This window comes from Celeribacter litoreus (genome assembly GCF_020165855.1).
Lineage (GTDB): Bacteria > Pseudomonadota > Alphaproteobacteria > Rhodobacterales > Rhodobacteraceae > Celeribacter > Celeribacter litoreus.
The window spans coordinates 244,251-269,385 of record NZ_JAIUFY010000001.1; the positions used below are offsets into that span (position 1 = coordinate 244,251).

Annotated in this window: 29 protein-coding genes; 10 read left to right on the top strand and 19 right to left on the bottom strand. The window is 56.7% G+C overall.

Annotated elements, in window-relative coordinates; all coding sequences use genetic code 11:
* Positions 1-140 precede the first annotated feature (140 nt).
* The 4 genes from LA304_RS01210 to LA304_RS01225 all read left to right on the top strand — a co-directional run bounded on the left by LA304_RS01210 (position 141) and on the right by LA304_RS01225 (position 2,953).
* Positions 141-983, top strand: a complete 843-nt coding sequence (locus LA304_RS01210) for a peptidylprolyl isomerase (protein WP_224501290.1) — start codon at positions 141-143, stop codon at positions 981-983.
* 31 nt (positions 984-1,014) lie between these two features.
* Positions 1,015-2,262: a bifunctional glutamate N-acetyltransferase/amino-acid acetyltransferase ArgJ gene (gene argJ, locus LA304_RS01215; RefSeq protein WP_224501291.1), complete on the top strand. Its 1,248-nt coding sequence runs from the start codon at positions 1,015-1,017 to the stop codon at positions 2,260-2,262.
* Complete coding sequence (gene mutT / locus LA304_RS01220) at positions 2,259-2,657, top strand: 8-oxo-dGTP diphosphatase MutT (RefSeq protein WP_318010672.1); 399 nt, start codon at positions 2,259-2,261, stop codon at positions 2,655-2,657. Before argJ ends, mutT begins: the two co-directional genes overlap by 4 nt.
* Before the next feature lie 155 nt (positions 2,658-2,812).
* Positions 2,813-2,953 carry a hypothetical protein gene (locus LA304_RS01225; RefSeq protein WP_224501292.1) on the top strand — a complete coding sequence of 47 codons (141 nt, stop codon included), beginning with the start codon at positions 2,813-2,815 and terminating at the stop codon, positions 2,951-2,953.
* Positions 2,954-3,029: 76 nt separating this feature from the next.
* Here LA304_RS01225 and infB read toward each other — a convergent pair whose 3' ends face one another.
* The 5 genes from infB to pip form a co-directional block, all read right to left on the bottom strand.
* Positions 3,030-5,555 carry a translation initiation factor IF-2 gene (gene infB, locus LA304_RS01230; RefSeq protein ID WP_224501293.1) on the bottom strand — a complete coding sequence of 842 codons (2,526 nt, stop codon included), beginning with the start codon at positions 5,553-5,555 and terminating at the stop codon, positions 3,030-3,032.
* Complete coding sequence (locus LA304_RS01235; RefSeq protein ID WP_224501294.1) at positions 5,552-6,184, bottom strand: RNA-binding protein; 633 nt, start codon at positions 6,182-6,184, stop codon at positions 5,552-5,554. Before LA304_RS01235 ends, infB begins: the two co-directional genes overlap by 4 nt.
* A 16-nt stretch (positions 6,185-6,200) precedes the next feature.
* The gene (gene nusA / locus LA304_RS01240) at positions 6,201-7,808 is read right to left on the bottom strand and encodes a transcription termination factor NusA (protein WP_224501295.1); all 1,608 of its coding nucleotides are present in this window, start codon (positions 7,806-7,808) and stop codon (positions 6,201-6,203) included.
* Between the two features lie 14 nt (positions 7,809-7,822).
* On the bottom strand, positions 7,823-8,410 hold the full coding sequence (gene rimP, locus LA304_RS01245; protein WP_224501296.1) for a ribosome maturation factor RimP: 588 nt from the start codon (positions 8,408-8,410) through the stop codon (positions 7,823-7,825).
* 182 nt (positions 8,411-8,592) lie between these two features.
* Entirely contained in the window at positions 8,593-9,561 is a 969-nt protein-coding gene (gene pip, locus LA304_RS01250; RefSeq protein WP_224501297.1) for a prolyl aminopeptidase, read from the bottom strand.
* 53 nt (positions 9,562-9,614) lie between these two features.
* Here pip and ubiG point away from each other — a divergent pair, with 53 nt between their 5' ends.
* Entirely contained in the window at positions 9,615-10,367 is a 753-nt protein-coding gene (gene ubiG / locus LA304_RS01255) for a bifunctional 2-polyprenyl-6-hydroxyphenol methylase/3-demethylubiquinol 3-O-methyltransferase UbiG (RefSeq protein WP_396022165.1), read from the top strand.
* A 3-nt stretch (positions 10,368-10,370) separates the two neighbouring features.
* Here the strand turns inward: ubiG and LA304_RS01260 are convergent, their stop codons facing one another.
* From LA304_RS01260 to LA304_RS01275, 4 genes are read right to left on the bottom strand one after another with little or no spacing between them, the layout of a single operon-like run.
* Positions 10,371-10,820, bottom strand: a complete 450-nt coding sequence (locus tag LA304_RS01260) for a MarR family winged helix-turn-helix transcriptional regulator (RefSeq protein WP_224501299.1) — start codon at positions 10,818-10,820, stop codon at positions 10,371-10,373.
* Entirely contained in the window at positions 10,817-11,653 is an 837-nt protein-coding gene (locus tag LA304_RS01265; RefSeq protein WP_224501300.1) for a carbon-nitrogen hydrolase family protein, read from the bottom strand. Before LA304_RS01265 ends, LA304_RS01260 begins: the two co-directional genes overlap by 4 nt.
* Positions 11,650-11,907 (bottom strand): glutaredoxin 3, encoded by a 258-nt coding sequence (gene grxC / locus LA304_RS01270; protein WP_224501301.1) that lies wholly within the window; start codon positions 11,905-11,907, stop codon positions 11,650-11,652. The genes LA304_RS01265 and grxC overlap by 4 nt, the downstream gene beginning before the upstream one ends.
* Before the next feature lie 35 nt (positions 11,908-11,942).
* The gene (locus LA304_RS01275; RefSeq protein WP_224501302.1) at positions 11,943-12,656 is read right to left on the bottom strand and encodes a ComF family protein; all 714 of its coding nucleotides are present in this window, start codon (positions 12,654-12,656) and stop codon (positions 11,943-11,945) included.
* Positions 12,657-12,721: 65 nt separating this feature from the next.
* On the opposite strand from LA304_RS01275, the gene LA304_RS01280 reads away from it, so the two are divergent.
* Together LA304_RS01280 and hemH are read left to right on the top strand one after the other, a co-directional pair.
* Positions 12,722-13,546, top strand: a complete 825-nt coding sequence (locus LA304_RS01280) for a methyltransferase domain-containing protein (RefSeq protein WP_224501303.1) — start codon at positions 12,722-12,724, stop codon at positions 13,544-13,546.
* Between the two features lie 64 nt (positions 13,547-13,610).
* Positions 13,611-14,696: a ferrochelatase gene (gene hemH, locus LA304_RS01285; protein WP_224501304.1), complete on the top strand. Its 1,086-nt coding sequence runs from the start codon at positions 13,611-13,613 to the stop codon at positions 14,694-14,696.
* Between the two features lie 84 nt (positions 14,697-14,780).
* Here the strand turns inward: hemH and LA304_RS01290 are convergent, their stop codons facing one another.
* Positions 14,781-14,963 (bottom strand): hypothetical protein, encoded by a 183-nt coding sequence (locus tag LA304_RS01290; RefSeq protein WP_224501305.1) that lies wholly within the window; start codon positions 14,961-14,963, stop codon positions 14,781-14,783.
* Between the two features lie 121 nt (positions 14,964-15,084).
* The gene (locus LA304_RS01295; RefSeq protein WP_224501306.1) at positions 15,085-15,678 is read right to left on the bottom strand and encodes a L,D-transpeptidase; all 594 of its coding nucleotides are present in this window, start codon (positions 15,676-15,678) and stop codon (positions 15,085-15,087) included.
* Between the two features lie 163 nt (positions 15,679-15,841).
* On the opposite strand from LA304_RS01295, the gene LA304_RS01300 reads away from it, so the two are divergent.
* A complete protein-coding gene (locus LA304_RS01300; RefSeq protein ID WP_224501307.1) occupies positions 15,842-16,372 on the top strand; it encodes a CAP domain-containing protein in 531 nt (176 codons plus the stop codon).
* A gap of 3 nt (positions 16,373-16,375) precedes the next feature.
* Here the strand turns inward: LA304_RS01300 and LA304_RS01305 are convergent, their stop codons facing one another.
* The 5 genes from LA304_RS01305 to hslO all read right to left on the bottom strand — a co-directional run bounded on the left by LA304_RS01305 (position 16,376) and on the right by hslO (position 20,900).
* Positions 16,376-16,876 carry a murein L,D-transpeptidase family protein gene (locus LA304_RS01305; RefSeq protein WP_396022166.1) on the bottom strand — a complete coding sequence of 167 codons (501 nt, stop codon included), beginning with the start codon at positions 16,874-16,876 and terminating at the stop codon, positions 16,376-16,378.
* 71 nt (positions 16,877-16,947) lie between these two features.
* Complete coding sequence (locus LA304_RS01310; RefSeq protein ID WP_224501308.1) at positions 16,948-18,159, bottom strand: class I SAM-dependent RNA methyltransferase; 1,212 nt, start codon at positions 18,157-18,159, stop codon at positions 16,948-16,950.
* The gene (locus LA304_RS01315) at positions 18,159-19,265 is read right to left on the bottom strand and encodes a CCA tRNA nucleotidyltransferase (RefSeq protein WP_224501309.1); all 1,107 of its coding nucleotides are present in this window, start codon (positions 19,263-19,265) and stop codon (positions 18,159-18,161) included. The genes LA304_RS01310 and LA304_RS01315 overlap by 1 nt, the downstream gene beginning before the upstream one ends.
* A 44-nt stretch (positions 19,266-19,309) precedes the next feature.
* A complete protein-coding gene (locus LA304_RS01320) occupies positions 19,310-19,915 on the bottom strand; it encodes a CoA pyrophosphatase (protein WP_224501310.1) in 606 nt (201 codons plus the stop codon).
* Positions 19,899-20,900, bottom strand: a complete 1,002-nt coding sequence (gene hslO / locus LA304_RS01325; protein ID WP_224501311.1) for an Hsp33 family molecular chaperone HslO — start codon at positions 20,898-20,900, stop codon at positions 19,899-19,901. The genes LA304_RS01320 and hslO overlap by 17 nt, the downstream gene beginning before the upstream one ends.
* 78 nt (positions 20,901-20,978) lie before the next feature.
* Between hslO and LA304_RS01330 the strand changes: the two genes are divergently transcribed.
* On the top strand, positions 20,979-21,410 hold the full coding sequence (locus LA304_RS01330) for an NUDIX hydrolase (RefSeq protein ID WP_224501312.1): 432 nt from the start codon (positions 20,979-20,981) through the stop codon (positions 21,408-21,410).
* Here LA304_RS01330 and LA304_RS01335 read toward each other — a convergent pair.
* Positions 21,395-22,678 carry a PP2C family protein-serine/threonine phosphatase gene (locus LA304_RS01335; RefSeq protein ID WP_224501313.1) on the bottom strand — a complete coding sequence of 428 codons (1,284 nt, stop codon included), beginning with the start codon at positions 22,676-22,678 and terminating at the stop codon, positions 21,395-21,397. The genes LA304_RS01330 and LA304_RS01335 overlap by 16 nt on opposite strands.
* A gap of 151 nt (positions 22,679-22,829) precedes the next feature.
* Between LA304_RS01335 and LA304_RS01340 the strand changes: the two genes are divergently transcribed.
* Positions 22,830-23,144, top strand: coding sequence for an Hpt domain-containing protein (locus LA304_RS01340; RefSeq protein WP_224501314.1), 315 nt, complete (start codon positions 22,830-22,832; stop codon positions 23,142-23,144).
* Here the strand turns inward: LA304_RS01340 and ilvA are convergent.
* Together ilvA and LA304_RS01350 are read right to left on the bottom strand one after the other, a co-directional pair.
* Positions 23,141-24,385 carry a threonine ammonia-lyase IlvA gene (gene ilvA, locus LA304_RS01345; RefSeq protein ID WP_224501315.1) on the bottom strand — a complete coding sequence of 415 codons (1,245 nt, stop codon included), beginning with the start codon at positions 24,383-24,385 and terminating at the stop codon, positions 23,141-23,143. The genes LA304_RS01340 and ilvA overlap by 4 nt on opposite strands.
* Positions 24,378-25,130 carry a hypothetical protein gene (locus LA304_RS01350; protein ID WP_224501316.1) on the bottom strand — a complete coding sequence of 251 codons (753 nt, stop codon included), beginning with the start codon at positions 25,128-25,130 and terminating at the stop codon, positions 24,378-24,380. Before LA304_RS01350 ends, ilvA begins: the two co-directional genes overlap by 8 nt.
* Between the last annotated feature and the right edge of the window lie 5 nt (positions 25,131-25,135).

Consider the following 25,135-nt stretch of genomic DNA (forward strand, 5'->3'; position numbering starts at 1 on the left):
AGGAGGGATTGCCCCGCTGCCAATCACCCCATAGAAACGGGCGTGACGGCTCCTCTTCAGTGACCTAAGCGATGTAAGGGGCCATACCTTGAGTGTCAACGTCGCGCCCCTCATTGGCGCCGACAGGAAGGATTTTCTCCATGAAATACCGCTTTTCCGCCGCCGCAGTACTCGTTTCCCTGTCATTTCTGGCATCTAGCCCCGCAGTTGCAGAAGATATGACCGCGAGCACCGTCGTCGCGACCGTCAATGGAGCTGAAATCACTCTCGGTCATGTGATCGCTGCGCGTCAGGCTCTGCCGCCTGAATATCAGGGTCTGGATGACGCACGCTTGTTCGAAGGCATCCTGAACCAAATCGTCCAACAGGAGCTGCTCAAACAAGCCGCCGGAGACGTTTCCGAACGGCTGCGTCTCCAACTCGAGAATGAAGAACGCGTTCTGATCGCGGGAGACAAACTCGAAAGCATCGCGGAACAGGCTGTGACCGATGAAGCTCTGCAAGCCGCCTACGAGGCTCGCATGGAAAGCTTCGAGCCCGCGCCGGAATTCCACGCCGCACACATTCTCGTTGAAACCGAAGAAGAAGCGCTCGAATTGATCGCAGAACTCGAAGGCGGCGCGGACTTTGCCGAGCTTGCAAAAGAGAAATCCACCGGCCCGTCCGGCCCGAACGGCGGTGACCTCGGCTGGTTCGGTGTTGGCATGATGGTGCAGCCGTTCGAGGCAGCAGTTGTCACGATGGAAACGGGCGACATTTCCGAGCCGGTCCAAACACAGTTCGGCTGGCACGTCATCAAGATGATCGAAACCCGGATGGCCGAACAGCCGACTCTCGCAGAAATGAGTGAAGAACTGGCGGCTGAAGTTCAGGATCAGGCGATCCGCGATACCCTGACAGAGCTGTCGGAAACAGGTGAGGTGATTATTACTGAGGGAGTTGATCCAACAGCATTGCGCATGGATCAACTTTTGGATCAGTAATAGGTAATCCGGTATTATAGGGACATCCCAGATGGCCAAAATCACTCACGTTTCGCCTCTCGCCCCGAAAGCGGGCTTTCCGCAATTGCCCGCCATTGACGGTGTCCGGTTTTCGGCGCTGTCCGCCGGCGTAAAATACAAAGGCCGCACAGACGTCATGATGGTCGAACTCGCCGAGGGAACGACCATGGCGGGTGTCTTTACGCGGTCAACTACGCGCTCCGCAGCGGTGATCGATTGTCAGGAAAAGATCGGCCTGCCGGGCGAAGGCAAAGCGGCGATTCTTGTCAACTCCGGGAACTCTAACGCATTTACCGGGAAGAATGGCTTTGATGCTGTCGCGAAGATCACACAGGCGGTTGCCGATGAACTGGGCATCGACCAAAACCGCGTTTTTACATCCTCGACCGGCGTCATCGGCGAACCGCTCAAGTGGGAACGGATCACCGCGAAGATCGCTGATCTGAAAAACGCGCTCGACGAAAACGGAATTGAGGCCGCCGCGAAGGCGATCATGACCACAGACACCTTCCCGAAAGGGTCGACGGAGACGGTCGATCTCGACGGAACGGAGATCAAAATCGCAGGGATCGCCAAAGGCTCCGGCATGATCGCGCCAGATATGGCGACCATGCTGTGCTACATCTTCACCGACGCGAACATTTCGCTTGAGGTGCTTCAGCACTGCCTTTGGCTCGAGAACGCCAAGACGTTCAACTGTGTCACGGTGGATAGCGATACCTCGACCTCTGACACGGTTCTCGTGGGCGCGACCGGCAAAGCGAATATGGACCCGATCACGGATTTCACAGACCCTCGAGTCCGCCCGTTCCGCGAGGCGCTTCATGCTGTGATGAAAGACCTCGCGATCCAATTGGCCCGTGACGGTGAGGGCGCAACGAAGTTCCTCGAAGTGCAGGTCACTGGCGCGAACGCTGATGGCCCTGCGCATCGCGTTGCCAAAGCGATCGCCAATTCTCCACTCGTGAAAACCGCCATTGCCGGCGAGGACCCGAACTGGGGCCGTGTCGTCATGGCTGTTGGCAAAGCCGGAGAGCGCGCAGAAAGGGACCGTCTCACCATCTGGTTTGGCGATCTTTTGGTTGCGGAAAATGGCTGGGTGTCTCCGACCTATACCGAAGAGGCAGGTGCCGCCTACATGAAGAATGACGAGATCGTGATCCGTGTCGATCTCGGCCTCGATAACGGAACCGCAACGGTTTGGTCCTGCGACCTGACCCACGGCTACATCACCATCAACGCGGATTATCGCTCGTGAAGTCCGTTCTCGTTTCTGCCGTCGCCTTGATTGATGTGGAAGGGCGCGTGCTTTTGGCGCAGCGCCCTGAGGGCAAATCAATGGCCGGGCTCTGGGAGTTTCCGGGTGGGAAGATTGAAGCCGGTGAGACACCCGAGGCCGCTCTCGTGCGCGAACTGCATGAGGAACTCGGGATTGAGACCTGGGATTCCTGCCTGTCGCCTCTGACCTTTGCTTCGCACAGTTATGATGATTTCCACCTGCTGATGCCTCTGTTTGCCTGCCGCAAGTGGTCCGGCATTCCAACGCCGCGGGAAGGTCAAACCCTGAAATGGGCGAGGGCAAATGAGCTTCGCGACTATCCGATGCCGCCTGCAGATATCCCTTTGATTCCAATTTTGCGGGACCTTCTCTGAAGCAAAAAGCCGTCTGATCAAATTTTATTTGCGAAAATACGGGTATTTGCACAACATTTGTGCGCCCGTGATCGAAATGTGTAAAATTTGTGAATTCAGTTTTCCTGAATTTCGGGTATATGAATTACGAAAGTCATTATGCTTGGGGAAGACAAATGATCCGCTCTATCACTCTCGGGAAGTACATCTCCGTTCAGGGCCAGTTCGTTTCTGAAATGGCTAACGGAAACATTCAGGTTCGCGTTGGCGACAAGACCTTCGTTGGCAAGCCGATCGTAGCGTCTAAAGCCGCCTGATCTAATTCACGCACAGTATCAAAAAAGGCGAGCCATCTGGCTCGCCTTTTTTGATACTGGCTTAGGGGAAGGAAGCTCAGTCGAGCTTCCGTTCCACTTCCTCGCGTTCGAAGATCTCGATGACATCGCCCGGGCGGATATCGTCGTAGTTCTCGAAGGCCATACCGCATTCCTGACCGGACTGGACTTCTTTTACTTCATCTTTGAAGCGCTTGAGCGTTTTCAGCGTGCCTTCGTGGATCACAACATCGTCGCGCAGCAGACGCACACCGGCGGAACGGCGCGCAACGCCTTCGGTGACGAGACAGCCGGCAACCTTGCCAACGCCAGACACTTTGAAGACTTCGCGAATTTCGGCGTAACCGATGAAGTTCTCGCGGATTTCTGCGGACAGGAGACCGGAAGCCGCTGCCTTCACGTCATCCACGAGGTCGTAGATCACGGAGTAGTAGCGGATTTCGACGCCTTTCTGGTTCGCAGAGTTACGCGCAGGCGCGTTTGCACGAACGTTGAAGCCAATCACAGGCGCACCCGACGCTTCGGCGAGGCCGATGTCGGATTCGGTAATGGCACCCACACCATAGTGGAGCACACGCACGCGGACTTCGTCGTTGCCGATTTTTTCCATCGCCTGAATGATTGCCTCGGCAGAACCCTGCACGTCGGCTTTGACGAGGATCGGAAGCTCTGCGACGTTCTCGTCTGCTTTCGCTTTCGCGAGAAGCTGATCGAGGGTCGTTGCAGCACCGGCAGCAGCGCGTTTGTCTTTCGCAGCCTGCTCACGATACTCAGCGATCTCACGGGCCTGCGCCTCTGTGTCGACCACGTTGAGCACGTCACCAGCTTCCGGCGTGCCGTTGAGACCAAGGACCTCAACCGGAACCGACGGGCCAGCCTCATCGACGCGATCGCCTTTGTCGTTGACGAGCGCGCGGACTTTACCCCACTGCTCACCCACAACGAAGATATCGCCGCGCTTGAGCGTACCTTTCTGAACCAGAACAGTCGCGACCGGGCCGCGGCCTACGTCGAGCTGAGCTTCAATCACAGCACCTTCAGCGGCACGATCCGGGTTCGCCTTCAGTTCGAGAAGTTCGGCCTGAAGCGCGATGGCTTCGAGCAAATCATCAAGACCTTTGCCGGTTTTCGCGGACACTTCGACGTCCTGAACCTCACCGGACATCTCCTCCACGATCACTTCGTGCTGGAGCAACTCGGTGCGAACCTTCATCGCGTCAGCTTCCGGTTTATCACACTTGTTGATCGCGACGATCATCGGAACTTCGGCCGCTTTGGCGTGGTTAATTGCTTCGATCGTCTGCGGCATGACAGAGTCATCGGCCGCAACCACGAGAACAACAATATCTGTCACCTGAGCACCACGGGCACGCATCGACGTAAACGCCGCGTGGCCAGGAGTATCGAGGAACGACAGAACAGCGCCGCTTTCGGTTGTCACCTGATATGCACCGATGTGCTGCGTGATGCCGCCAGCTTCGCCGGAGGTCACGTTCGCATTACGGATCGCATCGAGGAGCGATGTTTTACCGTGGTCAACGTGGCCCATGATCGTGATGACCGGCGGACGCGGCTTCAGATCTTCGGCTTTGTCGTCAACCTGCTGGATCACGTCCTCAACGTCAGCATCAGACACGCGCTGAATGCGGTGGCCGAATTCCTCGACGATGAGTTCTGCAGTATCGGCATCGATCGATTGGTTCTGCGTGACCATCATGCCCATTTTCATGAGGGCTTTGACGACATCAGCAACGCGCTCGGCCATACGGTTGGCGAGTTCGGAGACCACAATCGTCTCTGGAACCTGAACGTCGCGCACGATCTTTTCGCGCTGCTCGTTGCCGCCCATTGCCTTTTGACGCATGCGCTCTTGCTTGCGCTTCATCGATGCCATGGAGCGTTGACGGCCGCCTTCACCACCGGTGAGCGCCTGGTTCACAGTCAGCTTACCGGAGCGACGGTTGTCACCGCCTTTGTTGCGGTTGTTGCGATCATCTGCTTCACGCTCGCGACCACGCGGGGTCGCCTGCGGGGCACGTCCACCGCGTTCCTGCTGTTTTTGCAGGGCGGCTTGTGCAGCGGCCGGATCGTCCTGCTTCGGTTGCGCAGCAGCAGCCGGTTTTTTCTTGGCAGCCGCCTCACGTTTTTTGGCCTCTTCGGCCTCACGTTTCTGGCGTGCTTCCTCTTCTTCTTTCGCTTTCAGAGCGGCTTCGCGCTCAGCTTCTTCGCGTGCCTTCTCTTCGATCTCGCGACGGCGACGCTCGCGCTCTTCTTCGCGTGCTTTCTCTTCCTCGGCGCGCTTCTTCGCTTCTTCGGCTTCAGCAGCTTTTGCAGCCGCGAGCGCCTTCATCCGGCGTTCCATCTCCGCATCGGAAATGCCTGCCGGACGTTTCGAAGGATCACCAAGCTTTGCCTTGCCGGCCCCAGACGCACCCGATTTCGCGGCTCCCGGTTTGGGCACCACGACACGCTTGCGTTTGGTCTCCACCACGACATTCTTCGTACGACCGTGGGAGAAGCTCTGCTTCACCGAACCGGAACCACCACGAAGGCCGAGGGTTTTTTTGCCGTCTGTATCGCTCATTTCGTCGTCTTACCCTTCCCGGTGGAGCCCTCTCCACCGATTGTCTCGCGCACGCCCATCAGGCGGTTGGCATCCTCTACAACACGTTTGCTGAGTCCGCCACCTGCGAGCGCGCCATGTATCACACTTTCGCGACCAAAAGCCAAACCCAATTCAGAACTCGTCAGATGACCGAACCAACGGCCCCCCTCGGGTGTCCAGAGTTTGCCTTTTCCGCGTTCCGACCCGTCTGACGCCTGCAAAAGAATCTTTGCATGCCCGTCCGCGAGCCAGTTTTTGACCTTCTCGAAACCGCAGACTGCTTGTCCGGCCTTCCGGGCAAGAGAAATCAGGTGAACAACCCGATCCGCCATGCCGGCTTCGATAAGATCCACAAAATTGTCGGGAACGATCACTTTGGTTCGCGCGGCTTTCGAGAAGAGGTTCTTTTTTACCGCTTCATCGAGAGCTGCACGATCCGCAGCAACCCAGATCCCGCGACCCGGCAGTTTTTCCGCCAGATCCGGCACAACAAGCCCATCAGGCGCAATGACGAAACGGATGAGGCCGCGCTTTGGCTGCGCCTCACGCGACACAATACAGCGCCGCTCTGCCTCATCTTTCGTTTTCACCATGCCACCTCGGCTCATGCGTTCCGGCGAGGACTCAGTCCTCGCTCTCCTCTTCGATTTCAACTTCTTCTTCAGCTTCAAGATCAGCCGGATCGACCCAGCCAAGCTGGATACGTGCCGTCATCACAAGGTTCTGTGCTTCTTCAAGAGACATGTCGAACTTTTCGAGGATGCCTTCATCCTTAATCCGTTCGCCATTCACCGTGGTCCAACCACCGGCAAGCTCCCAGTCGGCGCAGGTTGCGAAATCTTCGAGAGACTTCACGCCATCCTCGGCCAGGGCCTCAATCATTTGGGGCGTCAGGCCATCAAAGTCAATGAGGCCTTCCTCAACACCCAGTTCACGGGCGTGCTCAAGTGCCTTGCGCTGAGCTTCTTCGATGACGTCGCGAGCGCGTGCCTGAAGCTCTTCGGCGGTGCCCTCATCAACACCGTCGATCACCAGAAGCTCATCGACGTCGACATAAGCGACTTCTTCGAGGTTGGTGAAGCCTTCGGACACGAGAAGCTGTGCGAAGAATTCGTCGAGATCGAGGCTATCCATGAAGAGTTGCGTGCGGGCCGCGAATTCTTTCTGGCGACGCTCGGACTCTTCGGCCTCGGTCAGGATATCGATGTCGAGGTTGGTCAACTGGGATGCAAGACGCACGTTCTGACCGCGGCGACCGATGGCGAGCGACAGCTGCTCGTCCGGCACAACCACTTCGATTTTGCCTGCATCTTCGTCGAGAACCACTTTCGTGACTTCGGCCGGTTGCAGAGCGTTCACGAGGAAAGTCGGCTGATCATCGTTCCACGGAATGATGTCGATTTTCTCGCCCTGAAGCTCGTTCACAACAGCCTGAACACGGGAGCCACGCATACCAACGCAGGCACCGACAGGATCGATGGAGCCATCATAAGAGATAACAGCGATCTTCGCACGGGAACCGGGATCGCGGGCCACGGCTTTGATCTCGATGATACCGTCGTAGATTTCCGGCACTTCCATTTTGAACAGCTCGGCCATGAATTCCGGAGCGGTACGGGACAGGAAGACCTGCGGACCGCGGGCTTCGCGGCGCACGTCTTTGATGTAGCAGCGGATACGGTCGTTCGGGCGATAGGCTTCGCGGCCGATTTTCTCGTTGCGGCGCAGGATGCCTTCACCACGACCGATATCGACGATTACGTTGCCGTACTCTTCGCGCTTCACAACACCGTTGATGATGGTGCCAACGCGGTCTTTGAATTCGTCGAACTGGCGATCACGCTCGGCTTCGCGCACTTTCTGCAGGATCACCTGTTTTGCGGACTGCGCAGCAATACGGCCGAGTTCCACTGGCGGAACCTCGTCCTTGATCTCGTCGCCGACCTTCGGATCGGCAAGATACTGTTTTGCCTGTTCAACGGTCAGCTCAGCCTGATAGTTCTCAAGCTCTTCATCCTCGACCACGGTGCGCACACGGGTGAAGGTCGCGCGACCGGTTTTGCGGTCGATGGAGACGCGGATGTCCATCTCGGCGCCATACCGCGACTTGGCGGCACGGGCGAGCGACTCTTCCATCGCTTCAACGACCAGCTCAGGGTCGATCATTTTCTCGCGGGCCACGGCCTCGGCGGTTTGCAACAGCTCAAGCTGGTTTGCAGAGGTGATTGCCATTACTCAGTCCTCTCTCAATCCTCTGAAGACCCGTCGTCGGTCTGGATTTCGTCAAATTGTTTCTCGTCAATTGCGCCTTCGGCTTTGCGTTGGCGCAGCATTTCGCGGATCAGGTCGTCGGTCAGCACGAGTTTGGCGTCCGACAACCAATCAAAGTTCAGACCGATGGTCACGTCTTCACCGCCGCTTTCGATGGTGATGAGGACTTCGTCGCCCTCCACACCGGCAAGCTGACCTTTGAAGCGACGCTGACCGTCGATCATTTCGGTGGTTTCGATCTTTGCCTCATGGCCCTCAAAGGTTTCAAAGTCTTTGAGACGCGTCAGAGGGCGGTCGATACCGGGGCTGGACACTTCCAGCGTGTATTCATCTTCGATCGGGTCTTCGACGTCGAGAATAGCAGAAACGGCCGTAGAAATCTCGGCACATTCGTCGACTTCGATACCACCATCAGGGCGTTCTGCCATGATCTGAAGCGTCTTCGATTTCGTCGAGGACATCAGACGCACGCGCACGAGTTCGAACCCCATCCCTTCGATGATGGGGCCAACGATTTCGGCCATACGACGGTCGATCGCAGTCTTGGCAATCAAATCGGACATTACCGGGCTGCCTTTCGGATCTGTTGAGGCCCCCTGAAATGAGGGCACAAAAAAACGGGCGCGCGGCCCGTCGAATTTTCCGGTGGAGCCTCGGGAACTCCCGACAGCGCCGCTGTTGGAGAGGCATATACGCCTCAGAACCCTATTCTGCAAGCCCTATCATAGATGGGCCTCCCCAACCCTCAGGGCGCGATCCGGTCCATTGTCATCACGAGCGCCTGCGTGATCCCCGGCTCGGAGAGCGCATGACCCGCCTGCCCGACCATCAAAAGCCGCGATTTCGGCCATGCTTTGTGGAGCTTATGCGCCGTGAGCGGCGGGCAGATCATATCAAACCGCCCCTGCACGATGGTTCCCGGCACATCCTGCATCTGATCAAGACGGCTGAGAAGCTGACCATCGAACTCCAGGAAGGCCTTGTTGGTGAAGTAGTGATTCTCAATCCGCGCAAAGGTCCGCGCATAATCCGGACTCGGCTCTCCGGTCACACCATTGGAGGCATGTGAGGCCAAAGCATTTTCCCAGCGCGACCAAATCCGCCCGAAAACGCTCTCTTCGCGGTAGTCACCGCTGAACAATCTTTTGTGATAGGCCACAATCAGGTCGTCCCGCTCCGATGTCGGGATTGCCTCGACAAACTCTGCCCAGAGTTCCGGCCAGAACTGCCCAGCGCCGCCGCCATAGAACCAATCAAGTTCATATTGCTGTGCGAGGAATACACCGCGCAGCACGAGATGCATCACGCGATCAGGGTGCGCCTGCGTATACGCGAGGCCGAGCGTAGCACCCCAACTCCCGCCAAAAACCATCCACCGGTCAATCTCGAGTTCTTCTCTGATTTTCTCAATGTCTGAAACCAGATGCCATGTTGTATTCGCCTCAACGGACGAGAAAGGCCGAGATTTTCCGCATCCGCGCTGGTCAAACAGGATGATCCGATAGACCTCTGGATTGAAATACCGCCGCATATAGGGGCTCGATCCACCCCCCGGACCGCCGTGAAACACTACGACGGGAATCCCGTCGGGATTTCCGCTTTGTTCCACATAAAGCGTGTGCCCATCGCCCACATCAAGCATGCGGTGGTCAAAGACCGCAATTTGGGGATAGAGATAGCTATATGCGCTCTTTTGGTCCGAGACCTTGTCCATAAACTTCCTATATAGAGCGAATACTCAGATTGGCGTGACCAACAGACTTGAACATGAAGGAGCAGATCATGCAAACCACCATTGACCCGCAGGAGGTCGCAAAATTCGAAGCGATGGCCGCAGAATGGTGGGATCCGACCGGTAAATTCAAGCCGTTGCACATGATGAATCCTGTGCGTCTCGACTATATCACATCACAGATTGCTGCAGAGTTCGGACGGGATTTGACTTCTGATCGTCCATTCGAAGGTCTACGCCTGCTCGATATCGGGTGCGGTGGCGGACTTTTGTCCGAACCGATGGCGCGCCTTGGTGCAACTGTGGTCGGGGCGGACGCTGCCGAACGGAACCTCCCCGTCGCACGTCTCCATGCGGAACAATCTGGCCTAGACATCGACTACCGCCACACGACCGCCGAAGACATGGCGGCAGCAGGTGAACAGTTTGACGTCGTGCTGAATATGGAAGTCGTCGAACACGTCGCCGATCCCCTCGCCTATCTGACCGCGTGCCAGCAACTTCTGAAACCCGGCGGGCTCATGATTGCCTCCACAATCAACCGCAATCCGAAGAGCTATGCGGTCGCCATTTTCGGCGCGGAAGTCGTTATGCGCTGGCTCCCCCGTGGCACCCACGAATGGAACAAGTTCATTACACCAGACGAATTGTTTGAACTGATCTCTCAGGCAGGGCTTGAGCCTGTGGATCGTAAAGGCTTCGTGTTCAATCCGGTGCTTTGGAAATGGTCGATTTCCGCGCGCGATCTGTCGGTCAACTACGTGACCGCGTCTATCAAGCCTGAATAGAGCCTAGTTTTTCTCTTCGAGTCGAATGCGCATTTCCCGCAGTACGGGGAGTGCGCTCTTCACTTTGTCCGTCCCGATGGCCTCAACGATGTCCGAGAGGATCGGCGCAATCGCGGCGAGCGCCGCATCCCGTGCCGCGCGGCCGGCGGGAGAGATCGCGACGAATTTCCGACGCGCGTCGTCCCAGTCTGGACGGATGTGGATATAGCCCGCCCATTCGAGCTTGTTGAGCGTGTTGGTCATCGCACCGCGTGTCACGTGAAACGCACGGGCCAGCTGGGCCGGCGATTTTTCATCTCCAGACCGCGCCAAATGGTTCAACACAGAAAAGTGGCTGATCTCCATGCCTTTTGGCATCGCCTTCGTCAGACGGTTCCGTGCCAACTGGTCCGCCATAAAAATTTCGGAAAAAAGCGCGACGGAGAGCGAGTCGGTGTTCGAGTTCTCGCTCATGTCACCACCTCGAAGTCGCGATCATGCGTGAGGGATGGAATGCGTTTGCGCGCTTTTGCCACATCAGACAGGTCGATATCGACGAGCCCAACGCCCGGCTCGTCACCGCCATCGAACAACACCTCACCCCACGGCGAGATTGCAAGCGAATGGCCATAGGTCCGGCGGTTCACGTCAATTTTTTCGACATGATGCCCCGTTTGCGCAGCGGCAAGGACGAAACACCCCGTCTCAATGGCCCGCGCCCGCAGAAGGCTGTGCCAATGGGCTTCACCCGTCACTTTGGTGAAGGCCGCAGGACCCGCTAGGATTTCCGCACCCGCCTGCGCAAGCGCACGGTGCAGCCGCGGAAAGCGTAGGTCATAACAGATCGTCATGCCGACCTTACCGAAGGGCGTCTGTGCCACGACCGCTCTCTCTCCCGGACGATATCCATCGGACTCGCGGTATTTCTCTGTCTCGCTCACGTCCACATCGAACATGTGGATTTTATCATAGCGCGCGGCGATCTCCCCATCCGGAGAAATGAGAAATGCACGGTTGGCAAAACGGCCATCCGGATCATTTGTCTTCAGCCCAATAGACCCGATATAGACCCAAATCCGGCGCAATTTTGCAATATTCCGCAATGATGCAAGCGTCGGATCATCCTCCTCATGGAACAGAACTTCTTCCTGATGCGTCCGCGAAGAGGACACACAATTCGTCACCTCGGGCGTCATCACGAGCTCCGCCCCGCCGTCCGCTGCCTCATTTACATAGGCTTCCGTAATCGGCAGGTTTGCGATCGGATCATCGCTAGAATTGAGTGTGATCAGGCCAATTCGGGTCATGCGTCTGCCAGAAGGGGGTCCAATTTGCCAGCCCGCTCAAGTGCGTGCAGTTCATCGCAGCCACCGACATGGGTTTCACCAACCCAAATCTGCGGAACAGTGTGACGGCCAGCGCGCTGCATCATTTCCTGACGCTTCGACGGATCGGCCATGACATCAATATCAGTGTAGGAGATGCCCTTGCTGTCCAGCAGTCGCTTTGCCGCGATGCAATACGGACAGATCGGAGTTGTATAGAGAGTGACGGGTTGCATGTTTAATCCTTAGAACTTGGGGGGACTATACGGATTTAGTGCTGACTGTCCACGCGTGCTAGGGTCGCGACATCAACTCCTGATGCGCCTGCCTCCTGACAGGCAATCGCACATTGTTCAAGCGTTGCCCCCGTCGTCATCACATCGTCGATCAGGAGGACGCGCCGGCCTGCAATCATATGCGCCCGCTTTTTGTGAGCCTGTATCGACCCCGCGACCGTATCCCGCCGCTGCTCCGCATTCATGCCATCGAGGCTCTGGGTTGCGCTCGGCCGCACGAGGAGATCAGGCGCGTAGGTTAGCCCCGAAAGTTTTGAGACACGCGCCGCCAAAAGCGCAGCCTGATTATAGCGGCGGCGGATCAACCGGACCCAATGGAGCGGAACCGGCGCGACAACCATATCCGGGACAAAGAGTGGCTCCGCCGCCTTTGCAATCCATTGCCCCGCCGTATGCGCGAGATCTGTCCGATCACCATGCTTCAGCCGCAAGATCAGTGTACGTCCGTTGCCCTCATAGAGCAGAGCAGACCGCCCCCGTGACCAAGCACGCGGCGTGGTCCGGCAATCATCACACAGATCGCCTGTCTCGACCTCCCCGATCAAAGGCCGACCGCAGGCCTCACACGGTGGATCAATGATAAAGCCGGTGTGCGCCCAACAAGTCGGGCACAGGCCACGCCGCTCCTCGATCATTTCGTCGCAGGTCAGGCATTGTGTGGGGTAGATCAGCCGAGCCAGCCTTTGCATTTCCCGTGTGACTTCCTACATTGCGCCGAACCGGACCGTTCCGGCCGAAACTCAGGATTATTTCTATGCCGAACACGCCCCAACTGGTTGATCGGGACCAACTCACCCGAAACCGTCAACGCGCTCTGCGCAGCGGGGGTGACTTCTTCCTGCATGAAGAGGCGCGGTTCGAGATCGAGGATCGGCTAGAGTTGGTAAATAAATCGTTTACCTCCCCCGCAATTGTCACAGGATTTCCCGATCTTTGGAAAAGCTGGTTTCCGGACGCCAAAGTCGTTTCCGACGACGACTTTCTCGACCTCGAAGAACAGGCGCATGACCTGATTATCCACGCGATGAGCCTCCATTGGGCAAACGATCCGGTCGGGCAACTCATCCAATGCAATCGCGCGCTGAAGCCGGACGGTCTCATGCTTGCGGTCTTTTTCGGGGACCAAACGCTCCACGAACTGCGGGCGAGCATTGCACAGGCGGAAAGCACCCTGACAGGCGGCCTATCACCGCGCGTCCTCCCCTTGGGTGAACTGCGGGACCTCGGCGCCCTCTTGCAACGTGCTTCATTTGCGCTTCCGGTCGCGGACAAATCGGTGCGCAATGTGACCTATCGTGATCTCGGACGCCTGATCGGCGACCTGCGCGCAATGGGAGAGAACAACGCGCTGAGCCAGCGGAACAAATCTCCCGCGAGCAAATCGCTCTACGCGCTGACAGAACATCTCTATCGTACACATTTCAGCGATGGCGATCGCCTCAAGGCGACGTTTGATCTCGTGGTCCTCACCGGCTGGGCGCCGGACGAAAGCCAGCCCAAACCGCTGATGCCCGGCTCCGCAAAAATGCGACTGTCCGAAGCACTGGGCACCGAGGAAATCAAGCTACCTGAAAGCTGATCCGTTACTTGACCTCGCACGTAACAACCCTAAGCCTAAAACAAACAAAAATCGGGATGAAATTATGGGACTTATGAAACCCTCGCGGCTCAACTTCGATGCTCCGGACGCTGTCTGTCCGATGCACGCACAAAAGGATCACCCAAAGATCCCGAAGGAGAAAGTCGGGGTTTTGCTCGCGAACCTCGGAACACCCGATAACACCGACTACCGCTCGATGCGCCGGTATCTGAATGAGTTCCTATCCGACAAACGCGTGATCGACTATCCGTCGTGGAAATGGCAGCCGATCCTACAGGGCATTGTTCTGTCGATCCGCCCGTTCAAATCGGGCGCGGCCTATCGGTCGATCTGGAACAACGAGGCGGATGAAAGCCCGCTTATGACCATTACCAAGGATCAGGTCGCAGCGATCAAAACCGCGTTGGCGGCGGAATACGGCGACTCCGTCATGGTGGATTTCTGTATGCGTTACGGGAACCCGTCGACGAAATCGAAAGTCGAAAAGCTTGTCGCCGCAGGCTGCACAAAAATCCTGTTCTTCCCGCTCTACCCGCAATACGCGGGCGCGACGACTGCGACCGCGAATGACGAATTCTTTCGCGCCTTGATGGCAGAGAACTGGCAGCCGGCGGCCCGCACGGTGCCCCCCTATTTCGATGAACCCGCCTACATTGAGGCTTTGGCGGACTCTGTTGAACGCGCCTATGCGTCGGCAGAGCGTAAACCGGACATCCTCATCTGTTCCTACCACGGTCTGCCGGAACGCTACCTCAAAGAAGGTGGCGATCCGTATCATTGCCAATGTCGGAAAACGACGCGCCTCCTAAAAGAACGCCTCGGATGGGATGACACGCAGATCATGACGACCTTCCAATCCAAGTTCGGGCCGGAAGAGTGGCTACAGCCATACACCGTTGAGGAAGTCGCCCGTCAGGCCGAATCAGGGAACAAAAGCATCGCAGTTTGCGCGCCGGCATTTTCTGCCGATTGCATCGAGACGCTCGAGGAGATCAATGAGGAGATTAAAGAGAGCTTTGAGCACGCGGGCGGAGAAGAATTTCTCTACATTCCGTGCCTCAACGCCGATCCGCTCCACATCGACGCGCTCGTCGGTCAGATCCGCAAGAACCTGTCAGGCTGGGTTTAACCCGCCTGACATCCAAATATCTGAACAAATGAAAAGGGCGGCTCAAAAGAGCCGCCCTTTCAAATTCTAAACTGTGAGTGACTATTAGTCAGCAGCAACAGCAGCAGCGACGAGTGCCAGGATGAGAAGCGGCACAACGTAACCGGTGGAAGAAGAAGAAGTTTCTTCGATCACAACCGGAGCTTCCATAACCGGCTCAGAGTAGCCGCCTGCGAATGCAGCGGTGCCAGCGAGAGCGAAAACGGTAGCAGCAGCGAGTTTTTTCATTGGTAATCCTCCTAAGACCCCAGAATGAGGGCAGGTTTGCTTCACATGAGATTCATATGAGACATTATATCCAAAAATCAAATCTCTTGTAGAGAATTCAGCGTTTTGGGCATCTGTGTCGTCAAATTAGCAACACTTGAGTGCCGACTTTTGCCAGACTGAAAAGCTCCGCAATGTGTTCATTATAAAGGCCAATGCAGCCGTTTGAGGATCGACGCCCGATCTTGCGCGTGTCGTGTGTCCCGTGAATCCGGTAATATTGCCAAGACAGATACAATGCGTGGGTTCCGAGCGGATTATCTGGCCCAGGACCAACAAAATCCGGCCACTCTGGATTTCGAATCTTCATCGCAGGCGTCGGAGCCCAGCTCGGCCCCTCCACTTTACGGATGATCGATGTCCGGCCGAGACGCGTGAGATCTTCGGTCAGCGGCACGGAGGTCGGATAAAGTTTGTAGATCGACTCATCCTCGCTCCAGTAGTGAAGCGCGCGAGACGTCGTATCGACGAGAATCGCTCCATTTTTCAGGCTGCTGAAGTACGGCTGCCAAGCCAGCGAACGGAAACTCGAGATATTTCGGCGCGACACCGTTGTGATGTCTTGCTCGATTTCCGTTGTATCCGCAGTCTGCGCCAACGCAGGTTGAGAAAGCGCGGCAGCAGAACAGGCGAGAAACCCTCTCCGTGAAAGTTTCGAAAACGCGTTGTCAGACATGAGCTTGGCCCGTTCCTAAATTCAGTGTTCGATCAAATATATATATGGCGCGCTTACCTCAGTCGCAAATCAAACTATCGCCAAAGGCAAAAAGCTGCGAACAGGATTTGATCCTGCTGACTAAAGAAGCTAGTTCATTTCGCAACTTCAGGGAGTGCCCGCAATGATCCGGACTTTTGTCTTTGCCTTAATCGCCGCAATCGGCCTGACCGCGTGCGCCACGCCCGCTCAACAGTATGGTGCGGACGGAAAACCGCTTCCGAAGGTCTACCGCATCACGGCGCGCGATGAGGCAAAGATCCAATATGGCATGCTCGACTCGATCAACGCTTTGCGTGCTGTCTCAGGCGCCCCCGCCGTGGAACTGAACGCGAATCTGAACGCTGCGGCGGCAACGCATTCCCGCGACATGCATGTTCAAAACCGCCCATGGCACTTCGGATCTGACGGCTCTTCGCCGCTCGACCGCGTCGCCCGCTCCGGTTACTCGGGCATGATGCACGGTGAAAATATCTCCGAGACCTATGAGACGGAGCTCGAAACCTTGTCGGCGTGGATGGCGCAAGCTGACACGCGCGACATCATCCTAGACCCGCGCGCGACCGATATCGGGTTTGCATGGTTTCAGGAGCCGACAGGAAAGCTCTGGTGGACACTCCTCATCGGCGCTCGGACAGAGCTCGCTTCGAGCTAAGATTTAAGGGAAAATATCTACCTGAGTGCCGTTCTGCACCATCATGTAGATTTTCTCGATGTGGCGATCTTTCACAGCAATGCACCCAGCGGTCCAATCGCGGCCTTTGCCACGATTCTCTCCTGCGCGCCCATGAATGAAGATATCGCCACCGGGCCGACGGCCCTGCGCCTCCGCAAAGGCAACATCTGCTTCGTTCGGATAAGAAATGCCCAATGACAGGTGGTAGGCCGAATTCGGATTGCGGCGGTCGATGAAATAGCTGCCCTCGGGCGTCTTTCCGTCACCTTCGAATTGCTTCGGCCCGTCAGGGTTCCCACCAAGACCAATCTTGAATTCCTCAACCACATCCGCACCGCTGACGAGATACATCCGACGCCGCTCTTTGTAGATCACGACGCGGGTAATCTCTGGACCCGTGTAAGGCTCAAGTTCAAGTGCGCTCGCACCGCTGCCTGCCGCCAATGTCGCAACCGACATCAGCATGAATTTACGTCTCTGCATGATCACTGCCCGCATGCCATGTTTTTTCGGTGTCATACACCGAAACCGGTGTGTCCGCCAAGGATTTCACATCACCTTTTGAAGCAGGCAGCAATCTCGACATGCGTGGACCAGCGGAACTGATCTACTGGCACAACCCATTCGAGTAAAAATCCGGCGTCCAACAATACCTTTGCATCACGCGCGAACGTAATTGGATTGCAGGACACGAATCCGACGGTCTTGAGATCGCTTTTTGCGATTTCCTCACATTGAGCAAGCGCGCCGGGTCTCGGCGGGTCAATGATCGCCGCGTCATAGCGGTTCAGCTCATCGACGCGGATCGGTTGGCGATAGAGATCGCGTGTCTCAACCGTGACCTTCTTGAGCCCCTCGGACAGGCGCCAGCCCTTTTCGAGTGCGTCGAGCATCTCTGTCACGCTTTCGACGGCATGAACCTCCGCAAACTCGGCAATCGGAAGAGAGAAGGTTCCACAGCCTGAGAACAGGTCGATCACACGTCCCGATCCCTCGACCGCGCGCTTCATCATATCCACGAGAAAGCGCTCTCCTGCCTCCGTTGCCTGAAGAAATGAGCCCGGCGTCGGAACCACTTTTGCGTGGCCAAACCTCAGGTAAGGAGACGTGATCTGCGCAACACTTTCGCTGTTCCAAGACAGTCGAATTAGACCCGATTCCTGCATAAATGCGCCGAGTTTGAACTGAAGGTCGAGATCAAGCTCTTTGCCGTTCGTGACCGCCACATCGAGCCCGAGTTCCGTCGAAATGACCGCGATATCCATCTCTCCGCGGCGCGATCCGCCGAGTTCAACAAGGCGTTCAAGTTGCGGCAGGGCAGCGACGATTTCGGGCACCATCAGCTGACACTCTGGAATGGAAACAAGCGTATCCGCCGCCCGCGCGTGAAGTCCCAAAAGAACGCCTTTTTTCGTCCGCCGACCGTGAAGAACCGCGCGACGGCGGCTCTGAGTTGGCGAGGTGGAGATCGGCTCCATCGGCGCACCGATGCCGTGGTGTTCAAGCGCCTTAGCGACAAACTCCGTCTTCCACTGCGCAACAAAATCATCGGACGCGTGCTGGAGCGCACAGCCACCGCAGGCTTTTGCATGACGGCACGGTGGTTTCACACGATCCGCCGACGGACTGACGATTTTCACGTCTTGGAGGCGATCTCCGTCCCGCGTGCCTTCAACGGTCTCACCCGGGAGCGCGCCCTGCACATAGATCCCATCCTCGGAAATCCCGTCGCCTTTGTGGCCCAGCCGCTTGATCTCAACTTGCATCAGTCACCCTGCCCCGCTTGATCCAAAAGGGCCTCTTTTCCGAGAGTAAACCCGCTCTCAATCCAAATCTTTTCCAACTTTCGCAATATCTCACCCAAGGCCGCGCCGGAATACTCCGGCATCAGGTCGCGCGCTGAGAGCGGGAAAACCGCACTTACTCCGTTCTCAATCGCGCTATCTGTATCGGGCGCCAGGGGTTGTTCGAAAAACGCCGCGCGCAACTCCGCAACCGAACGCGCGACATCGGCGTTTTCGCGGAAAGCGACCTCAGCAATCGACGCCTCGCCCTCAGCATATTGCCGAAGCGCCTCATAGGCCCGCGTCTGCACCTTGGAAAGGCGCAGTTGATCACCAACATCGAACACGCCGAGCGCAGCAAGCCGTTGGAGCGGGTCCGGTTTTCTGGCGACCGAGCTCAAAACAAAGAACGCCTTCGTTTGCGCCCCCGGCAGAAGAGCCTGAAGAACACCCGACTGATCCATCGCGCCCAGCGCGACGCTCGGATCGGGCGCAGACAAAAGCTTGATCAACTCAGCGCCAACGCGTTCCCGCGACAAACCATGCAATCCATCGAGATTTTCCGCACAGGCTGCGAGGCCCTCGGCATCCAAACCCTGTTCGTCGTCGCCATACCACGCATGAAACCGGAAAAAACGGAGAATGCGGAGATAGTCCTCGCGAATGCGCTGCGCCGGATCGTCAATGAACCGAACACGCCGCGCATCTAGATCCCTCAAGCCACCCAAAGGATCAATGATCTCCCCGTCAGCGGCCGCATAGAGCGCATTCATCGTAAAATCACGGCGATGCGCATCATCTTCGAGATTCTTGGAGAACGCGACGACAGCACGGCGACCATCGGTATCAACGTCTTTGCGGAAGGTCGTAATCTCAAACGGTTCACCGTCGACAACAACAGTGATCGTCCCATGCTCGATCCCTGTTGGCACGGCCTGCAGTCCCACCGCTTCAGCGAGGCGGACAGTCTCTTCTGGAGGGGCGGATGTGGACACATCGAGGTCGCTGACAGCAACCCCCAACAGGCTGTTGCGTACGCAGCCACCGACAAAATATGCCTGCTCACCGGCCTCTGCAAACATTCTCATGACACGTTGCGCAGAAGGCGAGTCGAGCCAAGGTGCTGAAAGCTTCATGCTCCCGACACCCGATCAGCCAGCGATCTCAGAATACGCGCCGTCGCGCCCCAGATGTAATACGGCCCGTAGGGAACCGTGTAGAAGTAGCGATCCTGACCACGCCAGCGCCGCGACTGGATTTTGTATCGTGCGGTCTCGAGCACATGACACAGCGGAACTTCGAAGAGTTCGGAGACCTCTCCGGCCTCTAATACGGGATCAAATTCGTCTCTAATCCAGCCCAAAACGGGGTGCATTTGAAAGGATGTGATCGTCTCATGCGGCGGAAGGTCTCCAATCACATCAACGATCTCACGCGGCAAACCGATCTCTTCTTCTGCCTCGCGAAGAGCAGCGTCCACATGGTCCACGTCCGTCGGATCAACACGACCGCCCGGAAAAGCAATCTGCCCAGGGTGATGTTTAAGCGCAGAGGAGCGTTTCGTCAGGATGAGGCTGAGGCCCGCCGATGTTTCGCGGATCGGGACGAGAACGCCAGCCGGGCGAAGTTTGACCTTCGCCCGATCTTCAGCAGATTTGTTCAGATCAAAGTCTGAGGACGGACTCGCAGGTCTCGCGAGCAGAGCCTCAAACGTTGCTCGATCAATCGCCTTCTCCATCCCGCTTTTCCTCCGCTTCGAACCCGACCGTCGCAGGGTCGAGCACATAGTGAGCGCCGCAGAACTGACAGTCGGCGGTCACATCGCCATTCTCGGTGGTCATCTTTGAGATGTCTTTCGCAGAATAGATCGACAGGCTTTGACGGACCTTTTCCTCGGAACACTGACATCCAAACGCCACAGATTGCGGGTCGAACACGCGCGGGCGGTCCTCATGGAACAGGCGAACCAAGAGATCCGTCGGCTGCACGCTCGGACCGACGAGTTCCAACTCCTCCACCGTATCGAGGAGAATGTTTGCGCGGTTCCAATCCTCAAGATCGTCATCATCCAACATATCCGACGCCCGAAGGAGCCCGTCATCAGCCGCATCATCCTGAGAGATTGCATGCGGGGAGGCCTTCGGCATCTTCTGAATCATCACGCCGCCTGCCCGCCAGGATTCTTCACCGCCGGCGAGACGCGATTTGCCGAAAGACGTGCTGAAACGGCTCGGGAGCTGTTCGGACTGCGCAAAGTAAGTGCCCGCGCAGGCAGACAGCGACCCGCCAGCGATGGGTGTGATCCCCTGATACGGAACGGTCCCTGCGCCCTGATCAATCAGGATCGCAAAGTAACCTTTGCCGATTTGTGAGAACGGATCGACACGCGGCACAAGGCGGTTTGCATCATAGGACGCATATGCGCGTACGCGGGCCGGATCGCCTTCCTTTTCAGGGGCATAATAGTCGGTCGCAATGAGGCGCGCCGGTCCATCCCCACGCACTTGCAGTGAAAGCTTCCAACGCAATTTCAGCGTCTGCCCGATCATCGCAGTCAGGAGCGTCATCTCCGCGACGAGCGCTTCAATCTCTGCCGGATAATCGTGCTGTGACAGGATTTGATCCAACACCCCATCGAGCCGCACGACGCGGCCGCGGATGTCGGAGGCATCCAATTGAAATGGCAGGATGGTGTCATCCCAAGCAATCTGTGATCCAAGCATTTTGGCTTTCCCTGACGTTCGCGGGTGGCATATCCTGTTCATATAGGCAGGACAACCACCACAGGAAAGGCGGGCAGGATGCGCAGATATGGAGATCCGAAGATTTCCGGACAAACATATAAGGCGCGACCGGGGGCCTATGCGGTGCTCCCGCGCGACGGTCGGTTATTGGTGACCTACCAGGGCGGCCTGCACGAGGAGTATCAATTGCCCGGCGGTGGAATTGATCCCGGAGAGTCGCCTCTTGCCGCGCTTCACCGAGAGGTGTTCGAGGAAACCGGCTGGCGCATCGCAGCGCCACGGAGGCTCGGCGCGTTCCGTCGGTTTGTGTTCATGCCTGAATACGACATGTGGGCGGAAAAGATTTGTCACATTTATCAGGCAAGGCCCATCCGACCGCTCGGAGCGCCGTCCGAACCGGAGCATTCAGCCGCATGGTTGCATCCGGAACAAGCCCTGATTTCCCTTGCAAATGAAGGGGATCGCGCTCTTCTTCACTCAATTTTCTGATCATGCATTTCCAATAGAATTGCCGAGATATCGTCCGGAAAATCGCGCTCTCCAGTTGCGTCCGCGAGATCCCATATAAACGTATCGAAAAAGGCCTTTCCGGTCTGATCTGTCGAATTTTGCAAGAGCTGGATGAGCCCCTTGTCCCCAAGGATATCGCCGCGTCCATCAGGACATTCAGTCACGCCATCAGAGAACACAAATACCCGCTCTCCGGGTTCGAGCTTGTACCGCACCTCTTCGAAATGCGCGTCTGGCAGGAGGCCAATCGGCAAGCCCCCGTCACCAAGAAACTCGAACTCCCCTGCGTTGTTCTGGAGGATCGGATTGGGGTGGCCACATTGGGACATCACAAATTCGCCAGTCACCATGTCGAAATGTGCAAGGACCATCGTGAAGTAGAGGTCCGTGTCCATCTCGGTCAGCATGATCGTGTTCAGGATCGCGGCGACCTCAGACGGCGGAACGGGTTCATGGGCCTTTCCATCCGCAGAAAAACGTAGGGCGACGTTCTGATCCGGCGTTGATCCCGTCAAATTCGCTGCAAGGCGTGCGGTCATGAGGGCCGAGGCGACGCCATGACCCGACACATCAATCGAGAAGATACCAAACTGATGCATGTTGATTGGGAAAAATCCAACCAAATCCCCGCCCACATGACCACTCGGACGCAAGAGGAGCGCGACTTGCGCGGCTCCAAAGTCCCGAAATCGGTCCCGCACGAGAGACTGCTGCAGCTTCCGCGCCTCGAGGAGATCGCGATCCAGCGAGTCATAGAGTTCCGAGATTTCGGCCAGCGTGGTGTTCACCAGACGGTTCTTCGCGGTGAGTTCCCGCTCCATCCGTAAAATACGTTCGCCCGCGCGGATGCGAGCCAGTAACTCGTTCGCTGCCACGGGCTTTGTCAGGAAATCATCCGCGCCAATATCAAGCCCCTGCGCCACAGCGGCTTTGTCTGATTTCGATGTGAGCAGAATGAAATAGCTATATTGCGTGCGCTCCAGCGCGCGAAATGCCGCGCAGAATTCGAGGCCATTCATGCCCGGCATCATCCAGTCGGAAACGATGAGGTCGATCGACTCATGCTTGCATATGTCGAGCGCCTCTTCACCAGAACCGGCCTCGAACACGTGATATCCCCAGCGTTTCAGGTAGGACGAAAGAATCCGCCTCTGCGATCGGGAATCATCCGCGACGAGTACCGTGTCGATGACACCGCGCTCAGGCGAAGGCTCTAAATAGCCGTATGTCTCTCTGGCAACAGCCAAAACCGGATTCCTTTTCACTCACATCACAGGAGCAGAAAATGAACGGGACCCTTTAATGCGGGCTTAAACGTAAAATTGTTTTCAATTCAGTGAGATCACTTACTCACGAGTAACTTTCATCTGCGATGTTGGAGGCGAAAAGGAGCGTACCATGATCGACTGGAGCCGAGTGGAAGAGTTACGAGAAGAGGTCGGGTTGGACGACTTTGCGGAAGTCGTCGATTTGTTCCTCGAGGAGGTCGACGAGACGATAAAGGAGTTTGAGGCACAGCCCGCTGGAACGCGTCTTGAGGAAATTCTCCATTTCCTCAAGGGGAGCTCTCTCAATCTCGGGTTCGCGCGGTTCTCACAGATGTGTCTGGAAGGTGAAGAGGCTTTGAAACGCGGCGATACCTCTGCAATCAACGCAGCGGAAATAGTCGCGACCTACTCGCAGTCGCGGACCGCTTTCCTCGCGCGCCTCTAGAGAACGAACTCGGCCAAAGCCTGATCCTCGGTGATGTCCCGATAGGTAAGGCCCGCATTTTCCATCTTTTCGAAGAGTTTATCGAAGTTTTCCGGATCGTCAGTTTCAATCCCGATCAGGACAGAACCGAAGTTCCGCGCTGACTTCTTGAGATATTCGAAGCGCGCGATATCGTCGTTCGGCCCAAGCATGTCGAGAAAATCCCGAAGTGCACCCGGGCGTTGGGGCATGCGAAGGATGAAATACTTCTTCAGGTTCCGGTATCTCTGCGCGCGTTCTTTGACTTCGGGAAGGCGTTCAAAGTCAAAATTGCCACCCGAGGTTACACAAACAACGCGCTTTCCGCGAATGACGTCGCGCAGATCCTGTAGCACATCAATAGAGAGAGCGCCGGCAGGTTCGAGGACAATGCCTTCCACATTCAGCATTTCGAGCATGGTCGAGCAAATCCGATCCTCCGGCGATGCGAGGACATGATCTGCGTCGATGTCTTTAAGCTGAGCAAAGGGAATCTCGCCGATCCGCGCGACGGCTGCGCCATCCACAAAGCTATCGACCCCTTCGAGTGTGACGGGATGACCTGCTGCGACTGCGGCTCTGAGGGACTGCCCGCCCTTCGGCTCAACAAAGTAGACCTCGGTCTTGGGAGACACTTCGTTCAGATACCGGACAATCCCCGCAGAAAGCCCGCCGCCACCGACAGGAAGGATCACCACATCCGGCACCATCTGATGCATGAACTCGACAGCGACGGTCGCTTGGCCTTCGATCACATCCATATCGTCAAATGGCGCAAGAAACTGTCCGCCTTGCTCGGCGCAATAGGTTTGAGCCGCGTGGAGCGTGTCGTCGAAATAGTCGCCGACCAGACGAATTTCGACCATTTCGCCGCCAAAGACCTTCGTCTTGTCGATCTTTTGCTGAGGCGTTGTAACGGGCATGAAAATCACACCCTTCACACCAAACTGACGACAGGCAAATGCGACGCCTTGCGCGTGGTTGCCCGCAGAGGCGCAAACAAACATTGAAATGTCAGGGTTCTTTTCGCGCGCCTTAATCATCGCGTTCCAAGCGCCGCGGAGTTTGTAGGATCGGACCGGCGTCAGATCTTCGCGCTTGAGCCAGACATCGCAATCATAGGCCTGCGACAGGTGATCATTCCGCAGACAAGGTGTCGGCGGGAACAAGCGGCGGACGCGGGTTTCTGCGATCTTGGCGGCTTCCGAGAAGAGTTCACTCACTGAATTGCCTCCTCACGCTGATTTCATAGATCGACGACAGCAGGCTGACATTGACCATCAAAACCGCCCACCCAGCAACGAGTTCGTAGAGCAGGCCCAAGATGCCGGCACCGAAGATCGGTGCGATCATCTGGATGACCATCAGTGCGCCGATCGAAAGGATCGTCGCCTGAAAGATAACAACGCTATGAGGTTTCGTCGCCTGCCATGCCTTCGCAAAAGACATCTGATTTTGCATCGCAATGCTCGGAAGGACGGGCGAAAGCCGGAAGAAAATGAAAAGTGCCGGAAGAAGGAGGAGGATCAGCACAAAGAGCCCGCCGCCGCTCGTCGCAACCGACGCACCGAAAAGCGCGAGGATCAAACCGACGCAGAAACCAATAAACAGAGCGATCAAAAGCCCCATCAAAATCGACGCAAAGAAGTAAGACCACACGCGACCCCCACTCCATTGCGGAAATGCGGAGCGTGGGCGACGTCCTTCCAAAACAAAGCGATGCCACTCCACCGCAATCCAACAGGAGCCGACAGCAGTCGCAACATTCAGCAAAAGGATCGGCAAAACCGGAATTTGCGCGGCAGCCTCCGGATCACCGGAGGAAATGGCCTCCATGTCCATGGATCCGAACACGAGGATCTGTCCGATCAGAATCGCGATCCAGATTAGTCCGGAGACGGCCAAAGCCTCGTCCAAATGGTGAAGAACGCGCAAAATGGCGTTTTTGAACAGATTGAACCCGGTCATGATGT

What these genes read in the sequence shown, in the direction of transcription:
- LA304_RS01210 (WP_224501290.1), top strand. Translation starts at nt 141, where the DNA reads ATGAAATACCGCTTTTCCGCCGCCGCAGTACTCGTTTCCCTGTCATTT.
- argJ (WP_224501291.1), top strand. Translation starts at nt 1,015, where the DNA reads ATGGCCAAAATCACTCACGTTTCGCCTCTCGCCCCGAAAGCGGGCTTT.
- LA304_RS01225 (WP_224501292.1), top strand. Translation starts at nt 2,813, where the DNA reads ATGATCCGCTCTATCACTCTCGGGAAGTACATCTCCGTTCAGGGCCAG.
- infB (WP_224501293.1), bottom strand. Translation starts at nt 5,555, where the DNA reads ATGAGCGATACAGACGGCAAAAAAACCCTCGGCCTTCGTGGTGGTTCC.
- LA304_RS01235 (WP_224501294.1), bottom strand. Translation starts at nt 6,184, where the DNA reads ATGAGCCGAGGTGGCATGGTGAAAACGAAAGATGAGGCAGAGCGGCGC.
- nusA (WP_224501295.1), bottom strand. Translation starts at nt 7,808, where the DNA reads ATGGCAATCACCTCTGCAAACCAGCTTGAGCTGTTGCAAACCGCCGAG.
- rimP (WP_224501296.1), bottom strand. Translation starts at nt 8,410, where the DNA reads ATGTCCGATTTGATTGCCAAGACTGCGATCGACCGTCGTATGGCCGAA.
- pip (WP_224501297.1), bottom strand. Translation starts at nt 9,561, where the DNA reads ATGGACAAGGTCTCGGACCAAAAGAGCGCATATAGCTATCTCTATCCC.
- ubiG (WP_396022165.1), top strand. Translation starts at nt 9,615, where the DNA reads ATGAAGGAGCAGATCATGCAAACCACCATTGACCCGCAGGAGGTCGCA.
- LA304_RS01260 (WP_224501299.1), bottom strand. Translation starts at nt 10,820, where the DNA reads ATGAGCGAGAACTCGAACACCGACTCGCTCTCCGTCGCGCTTTTTTCC.
- LA304_RS01265 (WP_224501300.1), bottom strand. Translation starts at nt 11,653, where the DNA reads ATGACCCGAATTGGCCTGATCACACTCAATTCTAGCGATGATCCGATC.
- grxC (WP_224501301.1), bottom strand. Translation starts at nt 11,907, where the DNA reads ATGCAACCCGTCACTCTCTATACAACTCCGATCTGTCCGTATTGCATC.
- LA304_RS01275 (WP_224501302.1), bottom strand. Translation starts at nt 12,656, where the DNA reads ATGCAAAGGCTGGCTCGGCTGATCTACCCCACACAATGCCTGACCTGC.
- LA304_RS01280 (WP_224501303.1), top strand. Translation starts at nt 12,722, where the DNA reads ATGCCGAACACGCCCCAACTGGTTGATCGGGACCAACTCACCCGAAAC.
- hemH (WP_224501304.1), top strand. Translation starts at nt 13,611, where the DNA reads ATGGGACTTATGAAACCCTCGCGGCTCAACTTCGATGCTCCGGACGCT.
- LA304_RS01290 (WP_224501305.1), bottom strand. Translation starts at nt 14,963, where the DNA reads ATGAAAAAACTCGCTGCTGCTACCGTTTTCGCTCTCGCTGGCACCGCT.
- LA304_RS01295 (WP_224501306.1), bottom strand. Translation starts at nt 15,678, where the DNA reads ATGTCTGACAACGCGTTTTCGAAACTTTCACGGAGAGGGTTTCTCGCC.
- LA304_RS01300 (WP_224501307.1), top strand. Translation starts at nt 15,842, where the DNA reads ATGATCCGGACTTTTGTCTTTGCCTTAATCGCCGCAATCGGCCTGACC.
- LA304_RS01305 (WP_396022166.1), bottom strand. Translation starts at nt 16,876, where the DNA reads ATGCAGAGACGTAAATTCATGCTGATGTCGGTTGCGACATTGGCGGCA.
- LA304_RS01310 (WP_224501308.1), bottom strand. Translation starts at nt 18,159, where the DNA reads ATGCAAGTTGAGATCAAGCGGCTGGGCCACAAAGGCGACGGGATTTCC.
- LA304_RS01315 (WP_224501309.1), bottom strand. Translation starts at nt 19,265, where the DNA reads ATGAGAATGTTTGCAGAGGCCGGTGAGCAGGCATATTTTGTCGGTGGC.
- LA304_RS01320 (WP_224501310.1), bottom strand. Translation starts at nt 19,915, where the DNA reads ATGGAGAAGGCGATTGATCGAGCAACGTTTGAGGCTCTGCTCGCGAGA.
- hslO (WP_224501311.1), bottom strand. Translation starts at nt 20,900, where the DNA reads ATGCTTGGATCACAGATTGCTTGGGATGACACCATCCTGCCATTTCAA.
- LA304_RS01330 (WP_224501312.1), top strand. Translation starts at nt 20,979, where the DNA reads ATGCGCAGATATGGAGATCCGAAGATTTCCGGACAAACATATAAGGCG.
- LA304_RS01340 (WP_224501314.1), top strand. Translation starts at nt 22,830, where the DNA reads ATGATCGACTGGAGCCGAGTGGAAGAGTTACGAGAAGAGGTCGGGTTG.
- LA304_RS01350 (WP_224501316.1), bottom strand. Translation starts at nt 25,130, where the DNA reads ATGACCGGGTTCAATCTGTTCAAAAACGCCATTTTGCGCGTTCTTCAC.